The organism is Staphylococcus sp. HMSC055A09 (assembly GCF_001809655.1).
In the GTDB taxonomy this organism is placed as follows: domain Bacteria; phylum Bacillota; class Bacilli; order Staphylococcales; family Staphylococcaceae; genus Staphylococcus; species Staphylococcus capitis.
Genome location: NZ_KV798349.1, coordinates 20,832 through 40,666 on the forward strand (window position 1 = coordinate 20,832; position 19,835 = coordinate 40,666).

19 protein-coding genes and 1 riboswitch are annotated in these 19,835 nt (G+C 34.2%); of the genes, 13 read left to right on the forward strand and 6 right to left on the reverse strand.

Features of this window, described 5'->3' with window-relative positions:
• Positions 1-157: 157 nt before the first annotated feature.
• The 8 genes from hutU to HMPREF2642_RS00310 all read left to right on the forward strand — a co-directional run bounded on the left by hutU (position 158) and on the right by HMPREF2642_RS00310 (position 9,672).
• Complete coding sequence (hutU, locus tag HMPREF2642_RS00275) at positions 158-1,819, forward strand: urocanate hydratase (RefSeq protein WP_037550135.1); 1,662 nt, start codon at positions 158-160, stop codon at positions 1,817-1,819.
• Positions 1,819-3,054, forward strand: a complete 1,236-nt coding sequence (hutI, locus tag HMPREF2642_RS00280) for an imidazolonepropionase (RefSeq protein WP_049428328.1) — start codon at positions 1,819-1,821, stop codon at positions 3,052-3,054. The genes hutU and hutI overlap by 1 nt, the downstream gene beginning before the upstream one ends.
• Positions 3,055-3,281: 227 nt before the next feature.
• Positions 3,282-4,460: a SulP family inorganic anion transporter gene (locus HMPREF2642_RS00285; protein ID WP_023351264.1), complete on the forward strand. Its 1,179-nt coding sequence runs from the start codon at positions 3,282-3,284 to the stop codon at positions 4,458-4,460.
• Positions 4,461-4,463: 3 nt separating this feature from the next.
• Positions 4,464-5,573, forward strand: coding sequence for an amidohydrolase (locus HMPREF2642_RS00290; protein WP_070597507.1), 1,110 nt, complete (start codon positions 4,464-4,466; stop codon positions 5,571-5,573).
• Between the two features lie 132 nt (positions 5,574-5,705).
• Positions 5,706-6,587 (forward strand): SDR family oxidoreductase, encoded by an 882-nt coding sequence (locus tag HMPREF2642_RS00295; RefSeq protein ID WP_030063404.1) that lies wholly within the window; start codon positions 5,706-5,708, stop codon positions 6,585-6,587.
• Positions 6,588-6,776: 189 nt separating this feature from the next.
• Entirely contained in the window at positions 6,777-7,367 is a 591-nt protein-coding gene (locus tag HMPREF2642_RS00300; RefSeq protein ID WP_227489904.1) for a hypothetical protein, read from the forward strand.
• Positions 7,368-7,438: 71 nt separating this feature from the next.
• Positions 7,439-7,535: riboswitch (SAM riboswitch) on the forward strand.
• Positions 7,536-7,730: 195 nt separating this feature from the next.
• Positions 7,731-9,032, forward strand: coding sequence for a Na+/H+ antiporter NhaC family protein (locus HMPREF2642_RS00305; RefSeq protein WP_002432627.1), 1,302 nt, complete (start codon positions 7,731-7,733; stop codon positions 9,030-9,032).
• 127 nt (positions 9,033-9,159) lie between these two features.
• Positions 9,160-9,672 (forward strand): SRPBCC family protein, encoded by a 513-nt coding sequence (locus HMPREF2642_RS00310; protein WP_002432851.1) that lies wholly within the window; start codon positions 9,160-9,162, stop codon positions 9,670-9,672.
• A gap of 62 nt (positions 9,673-9,734) precedes the next feature.
• On the opposite strand, the gene HMPREF2642_RS00315 is transcribed toward HMPREF2642_RS00310, so the two are convergent.
• Complete coding sequence (locus tag HMPREF2642_RS00315; RefSeq protein WP_002432676.1) at positions 9,735-10,496, reverse strand: MurR/RpiR family transcriptional regulator; 762 nt, start codon at positions 10,494-10,496, stop codon at positions 9,735-9,737.
• Positions 10,497-10,708: 212 nt separating this feature from the next.
• On the opposite strand from HMPREF2642_RS00315, the gene HMPREF2642_RS00320 reads away from it, so the two are divergent.
• Positions 10,709-12,307 (forward strand): alpha-glucoside-specific PTS transporter subunit IIBC, encoded by a 1,599-nt coding sequence (locus tag HMPREF2642_RS00320; protein ID WP_037550121.1) that lies wholly within the window; start codon positions 10,709-10,711, stop codon positions 12,305-12,307.
• Between the two features lie 103 nt (positions 12,308-12,410).
• Here the strand turns inward: HMPREF2642_RS00320 and HMPREF2642_RS00325 are convergent, their stop codons facing one another.
• Positions 12,411-12,941: a hypothetical protein gene (locus HMPREF2642_RS00325; RefSeq protein ID WP_002432504.1), complete on the reverse strand. Its 531-nt coding sequence runs from the start codon at positions 12,939-12,941 to the stop codon at positions 12,411-12,413.
• Positions 12,942-13,201: 260 nt separating this feature from the next.
• Here HMPREF2642_RS00325 and HMPREF2642_RS00330 point away from each other — a divergent pair, with 260 nt between their 5' ends.
• From HMPREF2642_RS00330 to HMPREF2642_RS00340, 3 genes are all read left to right on the forward strand, one after another.
• A complete protein-coding gene (locus tag HMPREF2642_RS00330) occupies positions 13,202-14,116 on the forward strand; it encodes a bile acid:sodium symporter family protein (protein WP_070597509.1) in 915 nt (304 codons plus the stop codon).
• Between the two features lie 106 nt (positions 14,117-14,222).
• Positions 14,223-14,861 (forward strand): HAD family hydrolase, encoded by a 639-nt coding sequence (locus HMPREF2642_RS00335; protein ID WP_037550110.1) that lies wholly within the window; start codon positions 14,223-14,225, stop codon positions 14,859-14,861.
• Positions 14,862-14,872: 11 nt separating this feature from the next.
• A complete protein-coding gene (locus HMPREF2642_RS00340) occupies positions 14,873-15,061 on the forward strand; it encodes a hypothetical protein (protein WP_002453841.1) in 189 nt (62 codons plus the stop codon).
• Between the two features lie 131 nt (positions 15,062-15,192).
• On the opposite strand, the gene HMPREF2642_RS00345 is transcribed toward HMPREF2642_RS00340, so the two are convergent.
• Positions 15,193-15,378 (reverse strand): hypothetical protein, encoded by a 186-nt coding sequence (locus HMPREF2642_RS00345; RefSeq protein WP_002432292.1) that lies wholly within the window; start codon positions 15,376-15,378, stop codon positions 15,193-15,195.
• A gap of 2 nt (positions 15,379-15,380) precedes the next feature.
• The gene (locus HMPREF2642_RS00350; protein WP_023351271.1) at positions 15,381-15,734 is read right to left on the reverse strand and encodes a hypothetical protein; all 354 of its coding nucleotides are present in this window, start codon (positions 15,732-15,734) and stop codon (positions 15,381-15,383) included.
• 276 nt (positions 15,735-16,010) lie between these two features.
• On the opposite strand from HMPREF2642_RS00350, the gene HMPREF2642_RS00355 reads away from it, so the two are divergent.
• Positions 16,011-17,429: an amino acid permease gene (locus HMPREF2642_RS00355; protein ID WP_002432870.1), complete on the forward strand. Its 1,419-nt coding sequence runs from the start codon at positions 16,011-16,013 to the stop codon at positions 17,427-17,429.
• 88 nt (positions 17,430-17,517) lie between these two features.
• Here the strand turns inward: HMPREF2642_RS00355 and HMPREF2642_RS00360 are convergent, their stop codons facing one another.
• Both HMPREF2642_RS00360 and HMPREF2642_RS00365 read right to left on the reverse strand, forming a co-directional pair.
• The gene (locus tag HMPREF2642_RS00360) at positions 17,518-18,390 is read right to left on the reverse strand and encodes a MurR/RpiR family transcriptional regulator (protein ID WP_070597511.1); all 873 of its coding nucleotides are present in this window, start codon (positions 18,388-18,390) and stop codon (positions 17,518-17,520) included.
• Position 18,391: 1 nt separating this feature from the next.
• Positions 18,392-19,834, reverse strand: coding sequence for a PTS transporter subunit EIIC (locus HMPREF2642_RS00365; RefSeq protein WP_070597513.1), 1,443 nt, complete (start codon positions 19,832-19,834; stop codon positions 18,392-18,394).
• Position 19,835 lies beyond the last annotated feature (1 nt).

Sequence of the window (19,835 nt, forward strand, 5' to 3'; positions counted from 1 at the left end):
TGTTTGGAGTTTGAATTATTTGAATATTTAATTAATTTTCTAATGGCATTAAAGCTTCTTAATTAATATTCGTTTAGAAGGGGGTTCATTTTTCAAATAAGGTTGCTGAGCTCATTTAAATAGGTTTGAATGATTATTCCAGATGGGAGAGATTAATATGAGAAAAATTCAAGCAAAAAAGGGTTTAGATATTGAGTGTAAAGGTTGGGAGCAAGAAGCGGTATTAAGAATGTTATATAACAACTTAGACCCAGAAGTTGCTGAACATCCTGAAGAATTAGTTGTTTACGGAGGTATTGGTAAGGCTGCTCGTAATTGGAAAGCGTTTGAAGCAATTGAAAACACTTTACGTGATCTTGAAGCAGATGAAACGATGTTAGTGCAATCTGGTAAACCAGTTGCCGTATTTAAAACGCATGAAGAAGCGCCACGTGTCTTAATATCAAACTCAGTTTTAGTTCCAGAATGGGCGAACTGGGATCACTTTAATGAACTAGATAAAAAAGGGTTAATCATGTATGGTCAAATGACCGCTGGAAGTTGGATTTATATAGGTTCACAAGGTATCGTTCAAGGAACTTATGAAACCTTCGCTGAATTAGCTAATCAAGAATATAAAAGTGATTTAACAGGAACAATTACTTTAACTGCAGGTTTAGGTGGTATGGGTGGGGCACAGCCACTTGCTGTAACTATGAATAACGGAGTCGCAATTTGTGTGGACGTTGATGAAACACGTGTTGATAAACGTGTAGAAACAAAATATTGTGATGTTAAATCTACGGATTTAGATGAAGCTCTAAAAATGGCTCAAGAGGCAAAAGACAAAGGTGAAGCTCTATCAATTGGTTTAGTTGGTAATGCAGTGGATATTCATAAAGCAATTTTAGATAAAGGTTTCAAAATTGATATCATTACAGACCAAACGAGTGCGCATGACCCATTAAATGGTTACGTGCCACAAGGCTATTCTGTTGAGGAAGCGAAGAAATTACGTCAAGAAGATCCAAAAAAATACGTAGAATTATCTGAAGCTTCAATGGCTAAGCACGTTGAGTTGATGTTGGAATTCCAAAAAATTGGTGCTGTAGCATTTGATTATGGTAATAATATTCGTCAAGTTGCATACAATAATGGTGTTGAAAATGCTTTCGACTTTCCAGGATTCGTACCAGCATATATCCGTCCACTCTTCTGTGAAGGTAAAGGACCTTTCCGATTCGCAGCATTAAGTGGTGATCCTAAAGATATCGAACGTGCTGATGAAGAAATGAGAAGATTATTCCCAGATAATGAAAAATTATTAAGATGGTTAGATTTAGCTGAAGAAAAAATTTCGTATCAAGGTTTACCATCAAGAATTGCATGGCTAGGTTATGGTGAACGTGCAAAGATGGGTCTAGCTTTAAACAAGCTTGTACGTGATGGAGAAATTTCAGCACCCATTGTTATAGGACGTGACCATTTAGACTCTGGTTCAGTAGCAAGTCCTAACCGCGAAACTGAAGGTATGCAAGATGGCAGTGATGCAGTTGGTGATTGGGCTGTACTCAACGCATTGATTAATACTGCAGCTGGTGGTTCTTGGATTTCATTCCATCATGGTGGCGGTGTAGGTATGGGTTATTCATTACACGCTGGCATGGTAGTAGTAGCAGATGGTTCAGAACGTGCTGATAGAAGATTAGGACGAGTTTTAACTACAGATCCGGGTATGGGAGTAGCGAGACACGTTGATGCAGGATATGACATCGCTATTAAAACGGCTAAAGATAAAGGTGTCCAAATTCCAATGATTGATGAAGCAGGTGATAAATAATGAATGATTTAATAATCCAAAATATTCAAGAATTAATTTTACCTAAATCTACTGACAAACCTTTAAAAGGGGGAGAGTTGGACGAATTAGAAGTTGTAGAGAATGGTACAGTTGTAATTAAAGATGGGAAAGTGGTTTACTCTGGACCTCATACAGATGACTATGAGGCTAAAGAGGTCATTGATGCTAGTGGTAGAGTGGTATCTCCTGCACTTGTAGATGCGCATACACACCTCATTTTTGGTGGCTCACGTGAACATGAAATGTCATTAAAACGCCAAGGGAAATCCTATTTAGAAATATTGGAATCTGGTGGAGGTATTCTTTCAACTGTAAAGTCTACTCGAGAAATTAGTGAGGAAGATCTTTTCAAAAAAGCAGAGCATGATTTACTAACAATGATTAAACATGGTGTGTTAACAGTAGAAAGTAAAAGTGGCTATGGTTTAGATAAAGAAAATGAATTAAAACAGTTAAGAGTATCGAACCGTTTAGCTGAAAAATATAACCTAAACATGAAACACACTTTCTTAGGGCCGCATGCAGTGCCTGAAGAAGCTGAATCTAATGAAGCGTTCTTAGAAGAAATGATTAAATTATTACCAGAAGTTAAAGAATATGCAGATTTTGCTGATATTTTTTGTGAAACTGGTGTATTCTCAGTTGAAGAATCTAAGCGATATATGGAAAAGGCTAAAGAAGCTGGATTTAAAGTTAAAATTCACGCTGATGAAATTGATCCATTAGGCGGATTAGAGTTGGCTATTGATGAAGGTGCAATTTCAGCTGACCATTTAGTTGCTTCTAGTGAAGAAGGTAAAGCTAAACTTAAAAATAGTGATACTGTGGCGGTATTATTACCAGCTACAACATTTTACTTAGATAAAAATGACTACGCAGATGCACGTGGTATGTTGAATAATGGTGGTGCGATTGCAGTAGCAACTGACTACAATCCAGGTAGTAGCGTAACAAATAATTTACAACTTGCGATGGCGATTGCTGCATTGAAATTAAAATTATCACCAAATGAAGTTTGGAATGCCGTGACAGTAAACGCAGCTAAAGCAATTGATGCTGATGCAGGTACGATTAATCAAGGGGACCAAGCAAATATTGTAATTTGGGATGCGCCAAACCATGAGTATATCCCATATCATTTCGGTATTAATCACGCTCAAAAAGTGATTAAAGATGGTAAAGTTATCGTGGATAATGAATTTAAGTTAGATTAAAGTAAATCAGTTACTTGTAAATGAGCTAGGCGGTTATGTTATCAAAAAGTGTTAAAGCGTTCGTTTATAGTCTTTAGCGAGTCCTTTGAGGGCTCGCCTTTTTATATTCAAACGAGAGGTTTATAATATAGTGAAAAAGTGAAAATAATGATTATACTTATATCGATATGAGAGGTTCAATAGTTTGAAATGAAGCCTCTAAAGCTTAGCAAAAAGGGGATGTATTAATGACCGAGTTGCATAAAATTGCTTATATAGAGGAATGGAAAGGTCATTATGGTCAAAATATTTTAGCAGGTATACTCATGGCATTAGCACTATTACCGGTCGCTATTGCTTTTTCTTTTATAGTACATATTAAGCCAACGTTAGGACTGATGAGTTGTGGTTTAATGATGTGTCTCATTTCTTTGTTCGGTAAAAGGTTAGCAATGGTTTCAGGACCAAGTAGTGGTATTTCTATCATAGGTGGGCCTTTAGTAGAACAATATGGGGTTCATTATTTGGCTCTTGCAACAATACTCATGGGAATGATTTTATTTATATATGGTTTATGCCATATTGATAAAATATTAAAACTCATACCTAATACTGTTGTGATGGGGTTTATGAACGCCTTGGGACTTCTATTATTGTGGACACAAATGAAGTATATATTTGGTATCTCAATAGCAACTTATGTGGTAAGTGCACTCACTTTTATAATTATTTTTATTTCATCTAGAACAATTAAAGTAATTCCGGCACCGCTGATTACTATTATCGTATTAACATTTGCGACATGGCTTATTCATCCGAATTTGCAATACGTACATGATATGGCGGATATACACTTTTCAATGCCATCGATTCATATACCTCAAGAAATGTTTGAACTGAGTGCTTTCTTCATTGCTTTAAAATATGCTTTCACAATGTCCGTTATTTCAGTAATCCAAACCAACTTAACAAATGATATGATGAATATGATTTCACAACATCCAACTAATAAAGACAGAGAGATTGTAGGACAAGGGTTATCAAATATTATCGTTGGTTTATTCGGAGGATATGGTTCAAGCGGTTTAGTTGGACAATCGAAATTTAATTATCGTATGGGAGCAAGAACACGAGTAGCGACGCTCACTACCGGTATTTTCTTATTATTATGTGTGTTCGTCTTAGGACAACTCGTTGGTTTAATACCAATGGTGGTACTCGCTTCGGTACTCATTACTATTTCTTTGAATACCTTTGATAGACGCACTTTTCAACATATTAAAGGTGCACCAGTTAAACGTGGATTGGTTATGGGATTAACGATGATTTTAATTTTAATTACTAATAATTTAGCTATTGGAGTTATTGCAGGCACGTTATTTTACTACATTTTACGCTTATTTTTTAAAAAAGAAGGGACTGAATAGCTTATGCCAAATTATTCAGATTATGTTAATTGGAGACGTACATTTCATCAATTCCCAGAGCTTTCTGATAAAGAGTATGAAACTACAAAGCGACTTAAACGTATACTTGAAAGTTTTGATATAACCATTTTAGATGTACCTTTAGAAACGGGTTTAGTGGCTGAAATAGGTAGAGGTGAACCGGTGATTGCAGTAAGAACTGATATTGATGCATTACCGATAAACGAACAAGTTGTGCACGAGTTTACATCTACAAATGAAGGAGTAATGCATGCATGTGGTCATGATATCCATATGGCAAGTATTTTAGGCGTAGCAACTCAACTTAAAGAGCTTGAAAACGAATTAAGTGGACGAGTGAGAACATTGTTTCAAGCTTCTGAAGAATTAGGTCATGGTGCAATTAAGTTAAGTGAAACTGGAGTACTTAAGAACGTTAAAGCAGTCTTAGGTTTTCATAATTATCCTTCACTAGACATTGGTGAATTCGCGATTAAAAGTGGTGTAATCACTTCCGCTGTAGATCGTTTTGAGTTTCATATTCAAGGAAAAGGTGCTCATGCAGCAAAACCAGAACAAGGAAATGACCCGGTCATTGTAGTAGGTCAACTGATTAACAGCCTACAATCTATTGTGAGTCGTAATTTATCAGCATTTGATAGTGCGGTCGTTACGATAGGGGAAGTGTCATGTGGGAATACATGGAATGTCATCGCTGATCAAGCTTATATTCAAGGTACTGTTCGTTCATTTGATTCTAAAAAACGTCAACTTATAAAGCAACGTATGAAAGAAATTTCAGATGGGTTATCTCTAGCATTTAATGTAGACATTAAATTCGAATATACACAATTACCGGGTGCTGTCGTAAATGATGAAACACTTACCCAACAAGCGATTGAAGCAGCTAAGGAAGTAGGTTACAACATTCAAATGATGGAAGAACCACTAACGATTGGTGAAGATTTCTCAGGTTATACGAAAGATTATCCTGGTGTCTTTGCTATCATTGGCTCAAATAGTGAATATGATTTGCATCATCCTAAATATGACCCAGATGAACGTATTTTAGAGAAAGTACCAACGTATTTTGTAAAAGTTATTGAATGGTAAATCTATACGGCAATAGTTGCCATGTAGCTATTTAAAGTGCTATTGAATTCATTTTCAGAGATAAAATGATGATTAAAATATACTTTATGATGGGTAAATAATATTAAATCTTAAATATGGAGATGATGAATGATGTCAGCACAAGATCCTAGAAATAAATTTAAAACGTCTGATTATGATCAACAAGAGCAAGAGTTACCAGGTCTACAATCGAAAATGACACCTCAACCTGATTGTGGTGAAACATCTTACAAAGGTCATGAGAGATTAAAAGGCTATAAGATGTTAGTGACTGGAGGAGATTCAGCAATTGGACGCGCAGCTGCAATCGCTTATGCTAAAGAAGGTGCAGATGTGGCTATTAACTATTTACCGAGTGAAGAAGAAGACGCACAAGAAGTAAAACAAGTGATTGAGGATGCTGGTCAGAAAGGTATTCTAATTCCTGGAGATTTAAGGGATGAACAGTTTAACTATGATATGGTAGAAACGGCTTATAATGAATTAGGCGGTTTAGATAATGTAACGTTAGTTGCCGGCCACCAACAATATCATGATGATATTCACGGATTTAATACTGAAGCTTTCGCAGAGACGTTTGAAACGAATGTATATCCAGTATTCTGGACAGTTCAAAAAGCGTTAGAATATTTAAAACCTGGCTCATCAATTACGACGACGTCTTCCGTTCAAGGATATAATCCGAGTCCAATTTTACATGATTACGCAGCTTCTAAAGCAGCAATTATTTCATTAACGAAAAGTTTCTCTGAAGAACTTGGTGCGAAAGGTATTCGAGTGAATTGTGTTGCTCCTGGGCCATTCTGGTCACCGCTTCAAATTACTGGAGGTCAACCTCAAAGTGCAATTCCTACATTTGGACAACAAACGCCACTGGGTCGTGCCGGTCAACCAGTTGAATTATCAGGTACTTACGTTTTACTTGCTTCAGAAGATTCAAGTTATACTACTGGCCAAGTCTTTGGTGTAACAGGTGGTACGCAAATCGACTAACAATTGATTTACTTTTAATATGTAAATTATATATTGATTATTTTAAGGTGATGGGGACTCGACTGAGTTCCCATTTTTTAGTGTGAGAGTAGAAAGTTTTCACCATATTAAATGGTGATTTGATAATAGTTGAAGCTTTCATGTAAGATGTATGTGATTGGTGAAATATAGAATAAAGGTGATTATAAAATGAAGAATTTTTTAATCAGATGGTTACCTAATATCTTAATTGCTTTAGCTTTACCGTCACTAATATTGTGCCATCATAATCTAATAGTAATATTAGCTATAGCTGTGATTATTTGTACATATATTTCTGCAGTTAATGTTTATTTAGTTAACGAGAATGTAAAAAAAGGTATAACTTGGTTTAATCCTGTGATTGATTATATTTTAGCAATTGTTTCTGCACTTGCTTATTTTGGAATGTTCAGTTGGGTTATTACACAACCTTTTTCAAATGTTACGATGCTACTAATCATTATTTGTTCTGGAAGTATTGCTTACGTCCTTGAAGTGAAGCTTAAAATTAGTGAAGCAAAAAATGGTAAATTTCTTCATGGCGACGAAATGAGTGAATATAAAATTGTATCGGTTAGAACTGAAAAAATTTTCAAAAGGGTATCTTTATGTTCAACAATTATAAGCATTTTACTCATATTTATAAGTCTTTATTTGAAATGGTGGATTGTTTTTGGTGTAGCTATTGTGTTATTGATTATTGTTGCTTTAGCAATCACGATTTATGAGAAATTTTTCACTACACAGATTGAAGAATAATTTTAAAATACAATAAACTTTATGTATTGACGTGTCTATAATTATCTTGTAACGTTAGACACAATTCGAATAACTTATCGAGAGAAGTGGAGGGACTGGCCCTAGGAAGCTTCGGCAACATTTTATCATGTGCCAATTCCAGTAACCGCTAAGGTTAGAAGATAAGCTGAAATGCTATGCCAACAGAGTATAAATGGTGAAATAACATATCTTTTAATCACTTGTTGGTATGAGTTGACTCTATTGATACACACTTGGGTTAGTTTTCAAATAAAGTCACTTACCGGAGCGGAATGAAGAAATGATTCATTGAGAATGAAATTTCTGTTTCGCTCCTATTTTTATGGAAAGTAGGTCAAATTTATGGAGAAAGTAAAGAAAGGTAACGCGTGGGCCCTGCTCCCATTACTCCTATTTGTATTACTCTTTTTAGGTGTAGGAATTATTTCAGGAGATTTTACAACTATGCCTTTAAATGTTGCAATTACAATAACAGTAATCGTTGCCTTACTTATGAATAGAAAAGAATCTTTTGCCAAGAAGGTAGAAGTATTTACTAAAGGTGCTGGACATTCGAACATTATCTTGATGATGTTAATTTTTATCTTGGCAGGTGCGTTTTCAACTACTGCTGAAAAAATGGGTGGTGTTACATCTACTGTTAATTTAGGTTTATCATTGATTCCTCAAAATTTAATCATTGTAGGCCTATTTGTTATTTGTATGTTCGTGTCTATTTCGATGGGGACATCAGTTGGGACTGTTGCAGCGATAGCCCCAGTAGGATTTGGATTCGCACAAGCAACACATGTGCCCGCAGCTTTAGCTATGGCTACGGTAGTCGGTGGTGCAATGTTTGGTGATAATCTGTCAATGATTTCGGACACTACCATTGCTGCAGTAAGAACTCAAAAGACTAAGATGAATGACAAGTTTAGAGTTAATTTTAAAATCGTTTTACCAGGTGCTATTTTAACGATTATAATTTTATTTTTCTTAACGAATGGTATTTCAATCGATCATGCCAAAAGTTATGATTATAACTTAATTAAAGTTATTCCATATTTATTAGTACTGATACTCGCACTTGTAGGTGTAAACGTCATCATTGTACTCATTGGTGGTACAGCCTTAGCAGGTTTAATAGGATTAATTGATGGTTCCTTTGGTTGGAAAGGACTTCTCAGTGCCGTATCTAAAGGTATAATTGGAATGGAAGATATTGCAATGATAGCATTACTGATTGGTGGCCTTGTAGGTATCATTCAACATAATGGTGGCATAGATTGGTTACTACAGTTTGTACGTGCTAGAGTTAAATCTAAACGTGGTGCAGAATTAGGTATTGCCAGTTTAGTAAGTGCCGCGGATATATCTACTGCTAATAATACAATTTCTATTATTATGGCAGGACCTTTAGCCAAGAATATTGCTGATGAGTATGATGTCGATCCGCGCAAGTCAGCTAGTATATTAGATATATTCGGAGGATGTTTCCAAGGGTTACTCCCATATAGTCCTCAAGTTATTTCAGCAGCTGGTGTTGCTGGTATTTCTCCATTCTTACTTGTTCCTTATAGTATCTATCCAATTTTATTAGGAATCTGCGGTTTAGTGGCTATTATTTTGAGAGTCCCTCGTTTAAAAGATAAACCTCAAAAATAAATATAAATTAAAAGGAAGCTACTCATTTAGATTTTAGCTTCCTTTTAACTTTTTCAGAGCTTTCAGAGTTTGTGACATAGCTTAAATACGTTAAAATAGAAATAAGAGTGAAAGTAGGTGAAAGAGAGTGGCAAAATATAATGTAGAGAATGAACACGTAGAAATCGACATCGAACGTTTACTAAAATTTACTCCAGAAGTTGTTTATGAAGCATGGACAAAAGTGGAGATTCTTAAACAATGGTTCATGACAACACCACGTACAAATAAGACTTTTGAAGCGGATGTCCAAGAAGGCGGTACATATCGTATAGTAGATAGTAGAAATGGGAAGCAAAATGTTATCGAAGGTAAATACGAAGAGCTTGTAATGGATGAATACATTAAAATGACAATAGGTATGCCTGGTTTAAGCGCCGAAGAGGATGTCATAGAAGTAGAATTCTTTGAACGTGAAAATGGTGGTACTCAAATGTTGTTTTACTACCGCTCATTAGTTGAAAAGGAAAGACGTTTAACTGCGTTGGAGTACAAACAGAAGAAGAAAGAATATCATGATTCAACTGCGCATGGTTTTGAATTAATGATTGATCAAATGCAACATATATTAGAAGAACTAGAAGAACAACAGCATAATTAAAAACAATCGCAAGCATTAAATGAGTAGCCCCTAGGTGTTACAAATAATGCTTGCGATTTTATTTATAATAATTCATTTTTTTCTTTACGTTCATTATATTTTCTTAAAAGTGTTTCAAAAAAGATATGGTAACTAATAAAGCTTGAATAATCGGTACCGTCATTTAAATAAAATGTATTACTTGAAACATATATATTATAGTTTGCTTGTTGAGCGAGTGAGTTATCTTTCATCGTTGTTACTGAGATAAAATATTTCTGTCTTAATTGAAGAAGCTGTGTAACTTCGGTCAATTGATATGTCTCGCCAGATAATGAAATAATAAAGAATAAATCCTCTGGAACAGTTTTATTTAACACCATTTTTAATTCATGAACATCATGTAGGATTATAATGTTTTTATGCATTGTAAGTAAAATACGTTGTGCTTCTTCAGCCACATTCATTTGAGCGCGTCCTGTTCCGTAAAGATAAATCGTAGTGGCTTCATGCATTTTATTCGTTAATAATTGATAATCAATGCGATCTAAATAACTAAAGGTATTTGCTATTTCTTGTTTAAATTGTTCCATTGAATCAGAAGGAAGCTGATTCTTTTTTTCATTTTCAAATTTCAAAAATGATTTAAAATCACTGTAGCCATCAAATCCTAGTTTACGTGTAAAACGGTGGATAGTGGCATTTGATGCATGCGTATGTACAGCTAAATCTTGAATTTTCATATTTTTACATTCTTCTATATGTGTATTAACATAACTTGCGATTTGTATATCATTATCATTCAATTTATCGAAATGAGTGTTCACACGTTCATCTAGTATCATTTAAGCACCTCATTGTTTTGCATGAAAAAATTTCCGTTCAATGAAAATATAATCTGATTATACAAAATAGTTTCAAAATGCGTCAACGTCGTTGTTATTATGTAAGCGTTTACTATATATTGAAATTAACTTATTTAGAGATACTAACACTTACTAATAAACATATAAGTAAATGATAGTGAGAAATAGATTGGGATGTGGAGGTTTTAATTATGAATGCTATCAAACGATTCGGTAGTGCGATGATCGTGCCAGTGTTGATGTTTGCTTTCTTTGGTATCGTACTTGGGTTTGCGACACTTTTCAAAAATCCAACAATCATGGGCGGTTTAGCAGATCAGCATACATTCTGGTTCAAATTCTGGTCAGTGATAGAGTCAGGCGGATGGGTCATCTTTAATCACATGGAAATCGTCTTTGTTGTGGGTTTACCTCTATCTTTAGCTAAAAAAGCACCTGGGCATGCAGCATTAGCCGCGTTGATGGGTTATTTAATGTTTAACACATTTATTAACGCGATTCTAACGCAATGGCCTCATACGTTTGGTGCTAACTTAAAGAAAGGCGTAGAAAACGTCACTGGATTAAAAGCTATAGCAGGGATAGAAACGTTAGATACAAATATTTTAGGGGCTATTATTATTTCAGGGATTATTACATGGATACATAATCGATACTATAGTAAAAGACTGCCAGAAATGTTAGGGGTTTTCCAAGGCCTCACATTTGTAGTTACCATTTCATTCTTTGTAATGTTACCTATTGCAGCAATAACATGTGTGGTTTGGCCAACAATTCAACATGGAATTGCATCAATACAGCATTTTATCATTGCTTCTGGATACGTTGGCGTGTGGTTATACCATTTCTTAGAACGCGTATTAATCCCTACAGGATTACATCACTTTATATACGCGCCAATTGAGGTAGGACCTGTGGTAGTAAATCACGGTTTAAAAGCAGAATGGTTACAGCATTTGAATCAATTTGCTGAAAGTAGTAAACCTTTAAAAGAACAATTCCATTATGGTTTTATGTTACAAGGCAATGGTAAAGTATTTGGATGTTTAGGAATTGCGCTTGCAATGTACTCGACAACACCGAAAGAAAATCGTAAGAAAGTGGCAGCACTACTCATACCTGCAACGCTAACAGCGATTGTTGCTGGTATTACTGAACCTCTTGAATTTACATTCTTATTTATTGCACCATATTTATTTGTGATCCATGCTATCTTGGCAGCTACAATGGATACTTTAATGTATGCTTTTGGTGTTGTAGGTAATATGGGAGGCGGTGTGCTAGATTTCTTAGCTACAAACTGGATCCCGTTAGGTAAAGATCACTGGATGACATATGTTGCTCAAGTAGTGATTGGTTTTATATTTGTGGGAATCTACTTCTTCCTATTTAGATTTTTAATTCTTAAATTTGATATACCACTTCCAGGTCGAAAAAAAGGAACAGAAGAAGTAAAACTATTTTCTAAACAAGATTATAAAGATAAGAAAGGTGGCACTGCTTCATCAGAACAACCAAAATCAACTGGGAACGAATATGATGACAAAGCAGCTTACTATTTAAAAGGCCTAGGTGGTAAAGAGAATATTAAAGACGTAACAAATTGTACAACTCGCCTACGTTTAACAGTGAATGATGAAAGTAAAGTTCAAGATAGTAGTTATTTTACACATAATCAAATGGCTCACGGTTTAGTGAAAAGTGGTAAAAGTGTGCAAGTTGTAGTCGGTATGTCTGTACCTCAAGTACGAGAAGCGTTTGAACATTTAGTTTACGAGGAAGAAAAGTAATTAAATATCACAATAAGCGTCTCAAGGAGAAAAAATTATATCTTCTTGAGATGTTTTATTGTCAAAAAAACCAGTGCTATTAACAACACTGGTCTTTAAATTATTATGAAATTCTAGCTTTATGAAGCATTTTGGCACGATAGCTTGCTGATAAAATATCTATATTACGTGTTGCAATTGTATGTAGCAATTGAGCGAATATCTCTGGAGAACATACGACACTTGCACAATTGTTATTCAATGTATAGTTTACATCGTGATGGTTAGCAAACATATTCATGATATCAATTACTTTGTCTTTAATGAAAGCATCTTGTAAACCATCGATAGCTAAATCAAAACGCTTGGCTGATTGATAGAGATGTTCTGAATCAAGAAGTTCATCGAAATGCTTAGGAGACAAAATTTGGTAAATAGAATAATTGTGGAAGCTCAAAAAGCTTATTAAATATGGTAACTGTTGCTTAGGTAAACTGACCTCAAGTGCAAACATGTTATTTTGTTTGAAAATCGAAAATTGAAATGACTCACAAAATTTTATTTCTTTACATAAATGAGTTAATTTTTTTCGCGTTGAGCGAGATTTCAAACCTGCAATATTGATAATGTAGGTTTCAAATTTATCAATCAACATGTTATGACCTCCCGTGAATTTGGCATATAACTGAAGCATACGATGTTCGTTTAAATAGATTGTACCACTCTTTTTTTATATAATCACTAAGACTTTTGAACGAAGTTAAAAACTTATTCTTTTGTAATCTTTTCTTTACAAAATATATAAATGTAAAAGTTATTTCGAGTTAAATAATAAGAAAATTCTGAAAATTATATTGAGTTTGTCTTTGTCTTGTGATAATATGTGAAATTATCGCATTTAGGGAAGTGTTCATTATGTTAAATAGAGTCAGTCAGTTTGCGACTAAAACGTTTTTATTTTGGATGTTGATTGCAGCAATTATAGGATTTGTTTTTCCGAAATCATTAGCGCACTTGGGAACATTAGTGCCATACCTTTTGGGTATCGTTATGTTAGGAATGGGAATGACAATTAATCCAAAAGATTTTAAGGTGGTATTTAAATCACCTAAACCGGTCATAATTGGGGTGATACTACAATTTACAATTATGCCTACATTGGCTTTTTTAATAGCAAAGATTTTTCATCTCCCACCTGAAATTGCAATAGGTGTAATATTAGTAGGATGCTGTCCAGGTGGGACATCAAGCAATGTTATGAGTTACTTAGCAAATGCTAATGTAGCTTTATCAGTAGCTATTACAAGTGTTTCCACATTGTTAGCGCCAATAGTGACTCCTGCATTGATTTATCTTTTTGCAAATGAATGGTTAAAGGTTTCATTTCTGAGTATGTTTTGGTCAGTGGTTCAAGTCGTTTTAATACCTATAGCAATTGGGTTTATTTTCCAAAGTATTACTAAAAAAGTTGCAGAGAAAACTGTGGCTATATTACCAAATGTTTCTGTAATAGCAATTTCGCTTATTCTTGCATCTGTTGTAGGTGGCAGTAAGGAACAAATTCTTAAAACTGGTTTACTTATATTTTTAGTTGTCATAGTGCATAATGTTCTAGGATATACTATCGGCTTTATTTTAGCACGTGTATTTAAACTTGAACGCCGTGATCAAAAAGCAGTATCAATTGAAGTAGGTATGCAAAATTCAGGTCTTGCAGTATCATTGGCAACTGTTCATTTTAGTCCTCTAGCAGCTGTGCCAGGTGCAGTATTTAGCTTTGTACATAATATTTCAGGTCCTATTCTTGCTAAATATTGGTCAAAACGCTAAAAATTACGTAAGGACTTTGATAATGCTTATGACTATCTCGTCACGATAGTCATTTTTTTATGTTAATATGGGAAATAAATAGCTACATTTACAAGGAGAAAAATGAATGTACAGAGCAGTTATCTTTGATTTCGATGGAACAATTATCGATACAGAACGTCATTTATTTGAGACAATAAATAAACATCTCAAATTTCATAAAGCTGAACCTATTTCAGTAGATTTTTATAGAGAATCTATCGGAGGGACAGCTACAGATTTACATCAGCATCTCGAGCAGGCCATAGGCGCAGATAATAAAGAAAAAATATATCAAGAACATCATCAAACTAGTGGTAATTTGCCAATTATCAGTACAATCAAAGAGTTAATGGATTATCTTAAAAAGCGTCATATACCTATGGCAATTGCAACTAGTAGTTATCGAGAAGATATATATCCAACATTTAAAAAGTTGGGTTTAGATAACTATATTGATGTCATTATTGGTAGAGAAGACGTTGATAACGTTAAACCAGATCCAGAACCTTATTTAATGGCTGTTCAAAACCTTAATTATAATCCAACAAATTGTTTAGCAATTGAGGATTCGTTGAATGGTGCTACAGCTGCTATGATGGCAGGATTAGATGTTGTCGTTAACACGAATTTGATGACAGCAGAACAAAATTTTTCAACTATTAATTACGTCGGAAAAGATATGTCGATTGAAGATATTGTGACATCTTTATTTGAGAAGAAATAGGAGGTATAAGCGTGGGTTACATTATACTTTTCTTTATAGCTGGTCCAATTATTTTAGCAATAGGGAATCTGGTTCTTGGTCCTATTTTTAATAAACGTACACCATTTCATGTTCAAGTTAGATCATTCATAATTGGATCTATTGTTTATCTTTTACTTGCAACCATAGGATATTTTCTTTTATTGCAAGGAAAGCTTTAAAAGAATTATAAATTTTTTAGCAAATGATAATTTAACACTGTAATGAAATCTTTTCTTAGTGGAATCTTAAATTAAAAAAGTCTATAAATGAATTTAGTTATCAAAATTCATTTATAGACTTTTATTTTGTATTAACTATTCATTTTTAAAATTAATGTTATAGCGATGAGTACGATTAAAATTAAATCTATACCTACCATAATTGTGTATCGTGTAGGTTTCTGACCTTGGTTTTTAGCTAATTTCATTGCTTGATAATTTGGTATCAAACTAATTACTAATAGTATGATAATGACTACACCTATAATTATTGTCATGATTACTTACCTCCATGATTTCCTCTTGTTATAAGCTCCCATATAACGCCTGTTATAATTCCAATAACTAAACCACTAATGATTCCTATTTGAGGTGTGAAGAACAAAGCTCCAACTAATATACAAATTATAAGTGCTATTGGAATGGTTGTGCCATAAATCATTTTTCGTTCTGGAGAACTTAGAATGGTAAAGGCAACTAAATAAAGAATGAAGAAGGCTACCGTAGCAAGAAGTGTTCGACCTACGACAGACATGATATCAGGTTGTTTCATAGTAAAATAATTAAGTAGGAAAAATATAATCATAAATATTAATGTAACTTTAATTGAACGATTAATGAGTGCCTTATTCATATCCGAACTCCTTAAACTATTTAGAAAAAGTATATCATACTCCATAATTCAATTAGAAAGAAAGCATATTATGTAATAAAAATGCAAATAGCTTTAATTTTCAGAAAAATATTCAAAATAGGTGTTTTCAAAAATCAAAAAGCTTGCTATGATACATGTGTAAGCGATTTCATTAAATTGTAAAAATTTTGTTTCAATTTCGTCAATTTGTAGTATAATTACGGAAATAAGATTATCATTAAAATAATAATCTAGATTTAGAGATGGGGTAAAGTTATGGAAAACAATGAATTACAAAGGGGACTAAGTGCACGTCAGATGCAAATGATTGCACTTGGGGGAACAATTGGTGTCGGTCTGTTTATGGGGGCAACAAGTACAATCAAATGGACTGGCCCATCAGTTATTTTTGCATACTTAATCGCTGGTATATTTTTATTCCTAATTATGAGAGCAATGGGGGAAATGATTTATCTTAATCCTACAACTGGATCATTCGCAACATTTGCAAGTGATTACATACACCCAGCAGCGGGTTATATGACGGCTTGGAGTAATATATTCCAATGGGTTGTAGTAGGGATGAGTGAAGTTATCGCAGTTGGTGAATATATGAACTATTGGTTCCCAAATTTACCTAACTGGATACCTGGTATCGTAGCAGTGGCATTATTAATGGGAGCAAACCTTGTTTCAGTTAAAGCCTTTGGGGAATTTGAATTTTGGTTTGCATTAATCAAAGTTATTACAATTATTTTAATGATTATCGCAGGTTTTGGCTTAATCTTATTCGGAATTGGTAATGGTGGTCATGCAATAGGGATTTCAAATCTATGGTCTCATGGTGGATTTATGCCACATGGAATCGTTGGTTTCTTCTTCGCACTGTCAATAGTTATTGGATCTTATCAAGGGGTTGAACTCATTGGTATTTCTGCTGGAGAAACTAAAGATCCTCAAAAGAATATTGTTAAAGCAGTGAATGGAGTTATTTGGAGAATATTAATCTTCTATCTTGGTGCAATTTTTGTAATCGTTTCTGTTTATCCTTGGGACAAATTAGGTGACATAGGAAGTCCTTTCGTTGCGACATTTGCTAAAGTAGGGATTACTTTCGCAGCTGGTTTAATAAACTTTGTTGTATTAACAGCTGCTATGTCAGGTTGTAACTCAGGTATATTTAGTGCTAGCCGTATGATTTATACATTATCTAAGCAAGGACAAATGCCTAAGATTTTCTCGAAAGTATTAAAAAATGGTGTTCCGTTCTACACAGTACTTGCAGTATCAATCGGTATCTTAATCGGTGCATTACTAAACGTCATTCTCCCTTTATTTATTAAAGGTGCAGCAAGTATTTTCGTTTATGTTTATAGTGCATCTATATTACCAGGAATGATTCCTTGGTTTATGATTTTATTCAGTCATTTACGCTTTAGAAAGTTACATCCTGAAGAAGTTAAAAATCATCCGTTCAAAATGCCAGGAGGCGCATTTGCTAACTATCTTACAATAGCATTCCTAATTTTAGTCTTAATCGGTATGCTATTTAATAAAGAAACAGTTGTTTCTGTAGTTATTGGTATTGTGTTCCTAGCAGTTGTGACACTTTATTATTTCGTTCGTTATAATAAAAAGGATCAACAAGCTAAAAAAGCAGCATTAACTCAGAAAAACCAAAAAGGCTTAGAATAATAGCTATATAGTTAAACAAAAAAGCGATTCGTTCATACACTCTAATATAAAGAAATTTAGAGTATGACAAATCGCTTTTTTTATTTATTTAATGTTTAAATTCAATATTTGATAAATGTTTACGGTAATTATCCAAAGCCATTTTAGATTGTGTTATAAAATCTAAGGATGATTGATAATTTAGAGCAATGTAACGATAATAAAGTACATCTATTGTAAACATTTGTGCAAACAATGAAGTCGTTGCAACCATGCGCATTTCATTTTCATCAGTTTGGCCGTAAGACAAGACGATATCTGAACGATTGGCTACTGGATTATCTTTCGTACTAGTAATAGTAACAACTGGTATATGATAGTCTGAAACAACTTTGGCTATTGAACGCATTTCACTTTGCATACCATTGTTTGTAATAAATACGACGCAGTCTTTAGCATTATGTGTCGCTAACATGGTCGTGAAGATATGTGTTTCTTGTACCAATTGTATATTTAAACCAATGCGAGATAATTTTTGATATAAATCTGTAGCCACTACAAATGAAGCACCATAACCATAGATGAAAATGGTTTCTGCACATTTAAATAAATCGCAAATTCGGTCTATCGTCTTATCGTCAATTTTTTCATTGGCGTTGTTAAGCGCACCTTTAGCACGAGAGTGCATTTTCTTTTTGAGAGAATCTGTATTTTCATTGTCTACAAGTTCAACATTGTATACAGATGCTTCTTTAGGCAGAAATTTAGATAAACCAATTTTAAGTTCGTGAAAGCCACCTTCAGTTATTTTCTTACTAAACCTTATTATAGAGGAGGGGCTGGTATCTAAAACTTCTGCTATATCTTGAGAATTCATATTAACTACCTTATGAGGTGAGTTGAGTATGAATTGAGCTATCTTTTTTTCATTTTTAGTTAGGTAGGGGTACTGGTTGTCAATTTCATTTAAAATGTTTGGCAATTTAATCACCCATTTGATCAGAATTTCTCATTTCTTTAGTCGTGCCAAAGAAATAAGTGAAAATGAAACCTCCAGCGTAAGCAGCAAGTAAACCTGCAATATAACCGAGGTACATATGATTATCTATTAACGGTAGAAGAGAAATACCACTAGGCCCTACAGCTGTAGCACCGATATGACCAATACCACCAACAACAGCGCCACCAATACCGCCGCCAATACAAGCTGTAAAGAATGGTCGACCTAATGGTAATGTGACTCCGTAAATTAAAGGTTCTCCAATACCTAAGAAACCAACAGGTAGAGCACCTTTTAAAGTATTACGTAATTTAGTATTTTTACGACATCTAACCCATAAAGCTAATGCGGCACCGACTTGTCCAGCACCAGACATAGCTGCAATAGGTAACAGATAAGTAGAACCCGTTTTATTAATTAATTCGATATGAATTGGTGTGAAAATATGATGCAATCCTAGCATGACTAGTGGTAAGAAGAAAGCACCAATGATGAAACCACTAAATATGCCTCCTACACCAATAATCCAGTTAATGACATGCACCAATCCATCAGATATAAAGCCAGCAACTGGCATTATAATAAACAATGTTAATAAACCAATAATTAATAATGAAATAGTTGGAGTTACAATAATATCGATAGCATTTGGGACTATTTTATGTAATCTTTTTTCAATTAAACTAAGCAACCATACTGCAAATATAACGCCAATAATTCCACCTTGACCCGCGACGAGGTGTTCACCAGTAAAGATATTTTTAATTGGGTTTTCATCAGTTATACCAGTAAGTAAGGTTGCACCACCAATTACACCACCTAATCCAGGCGTAGCGCCGAACACCTTCGCTGCATTGATTCCAGTGAAGATAGCTAAGTAGGCGAGCATCCCATCTTTAATGACACTCAGCACTGAAACAACTTGTTTAAGCCAATCTCCAGATAGAGTTCCAGCTGTTAATAAGTTATTTAATATCGCTGCAATACCACCTATTAACCCGGCACCTATAAATGCTGGGATTAAAGGTATGAAAATATTAGCAATGGACTTTAAAACTTTATTCCATTTACTTTGTTTGCGATGACTTTGAAAATTCTGTTTATTTTGTCGTGCTTGTTCTTCAGCTTGCGCTTTATAGCTTGTATTTTCAGTATGAGAAGTATCATCATCTAAAGGTGCGCCACTTGTTTCAGACATATAATTTGCAACTTTGTTAACAATGCCTGGTCCAACTACAACTTGGAGGCGTTCATCTTCAACAACACCTAAAACACCATCAATACTTTTCAATTCATTGTAATTAACTTTATCGTAATCATGAATTTTAATTCGAACACGAGTCATACAATGAATAATATTATCAATATTATGATTACCACCAACGGCGTTAGTGATATCTTTAGCAAGACGTTCTTCTTTGTTCATG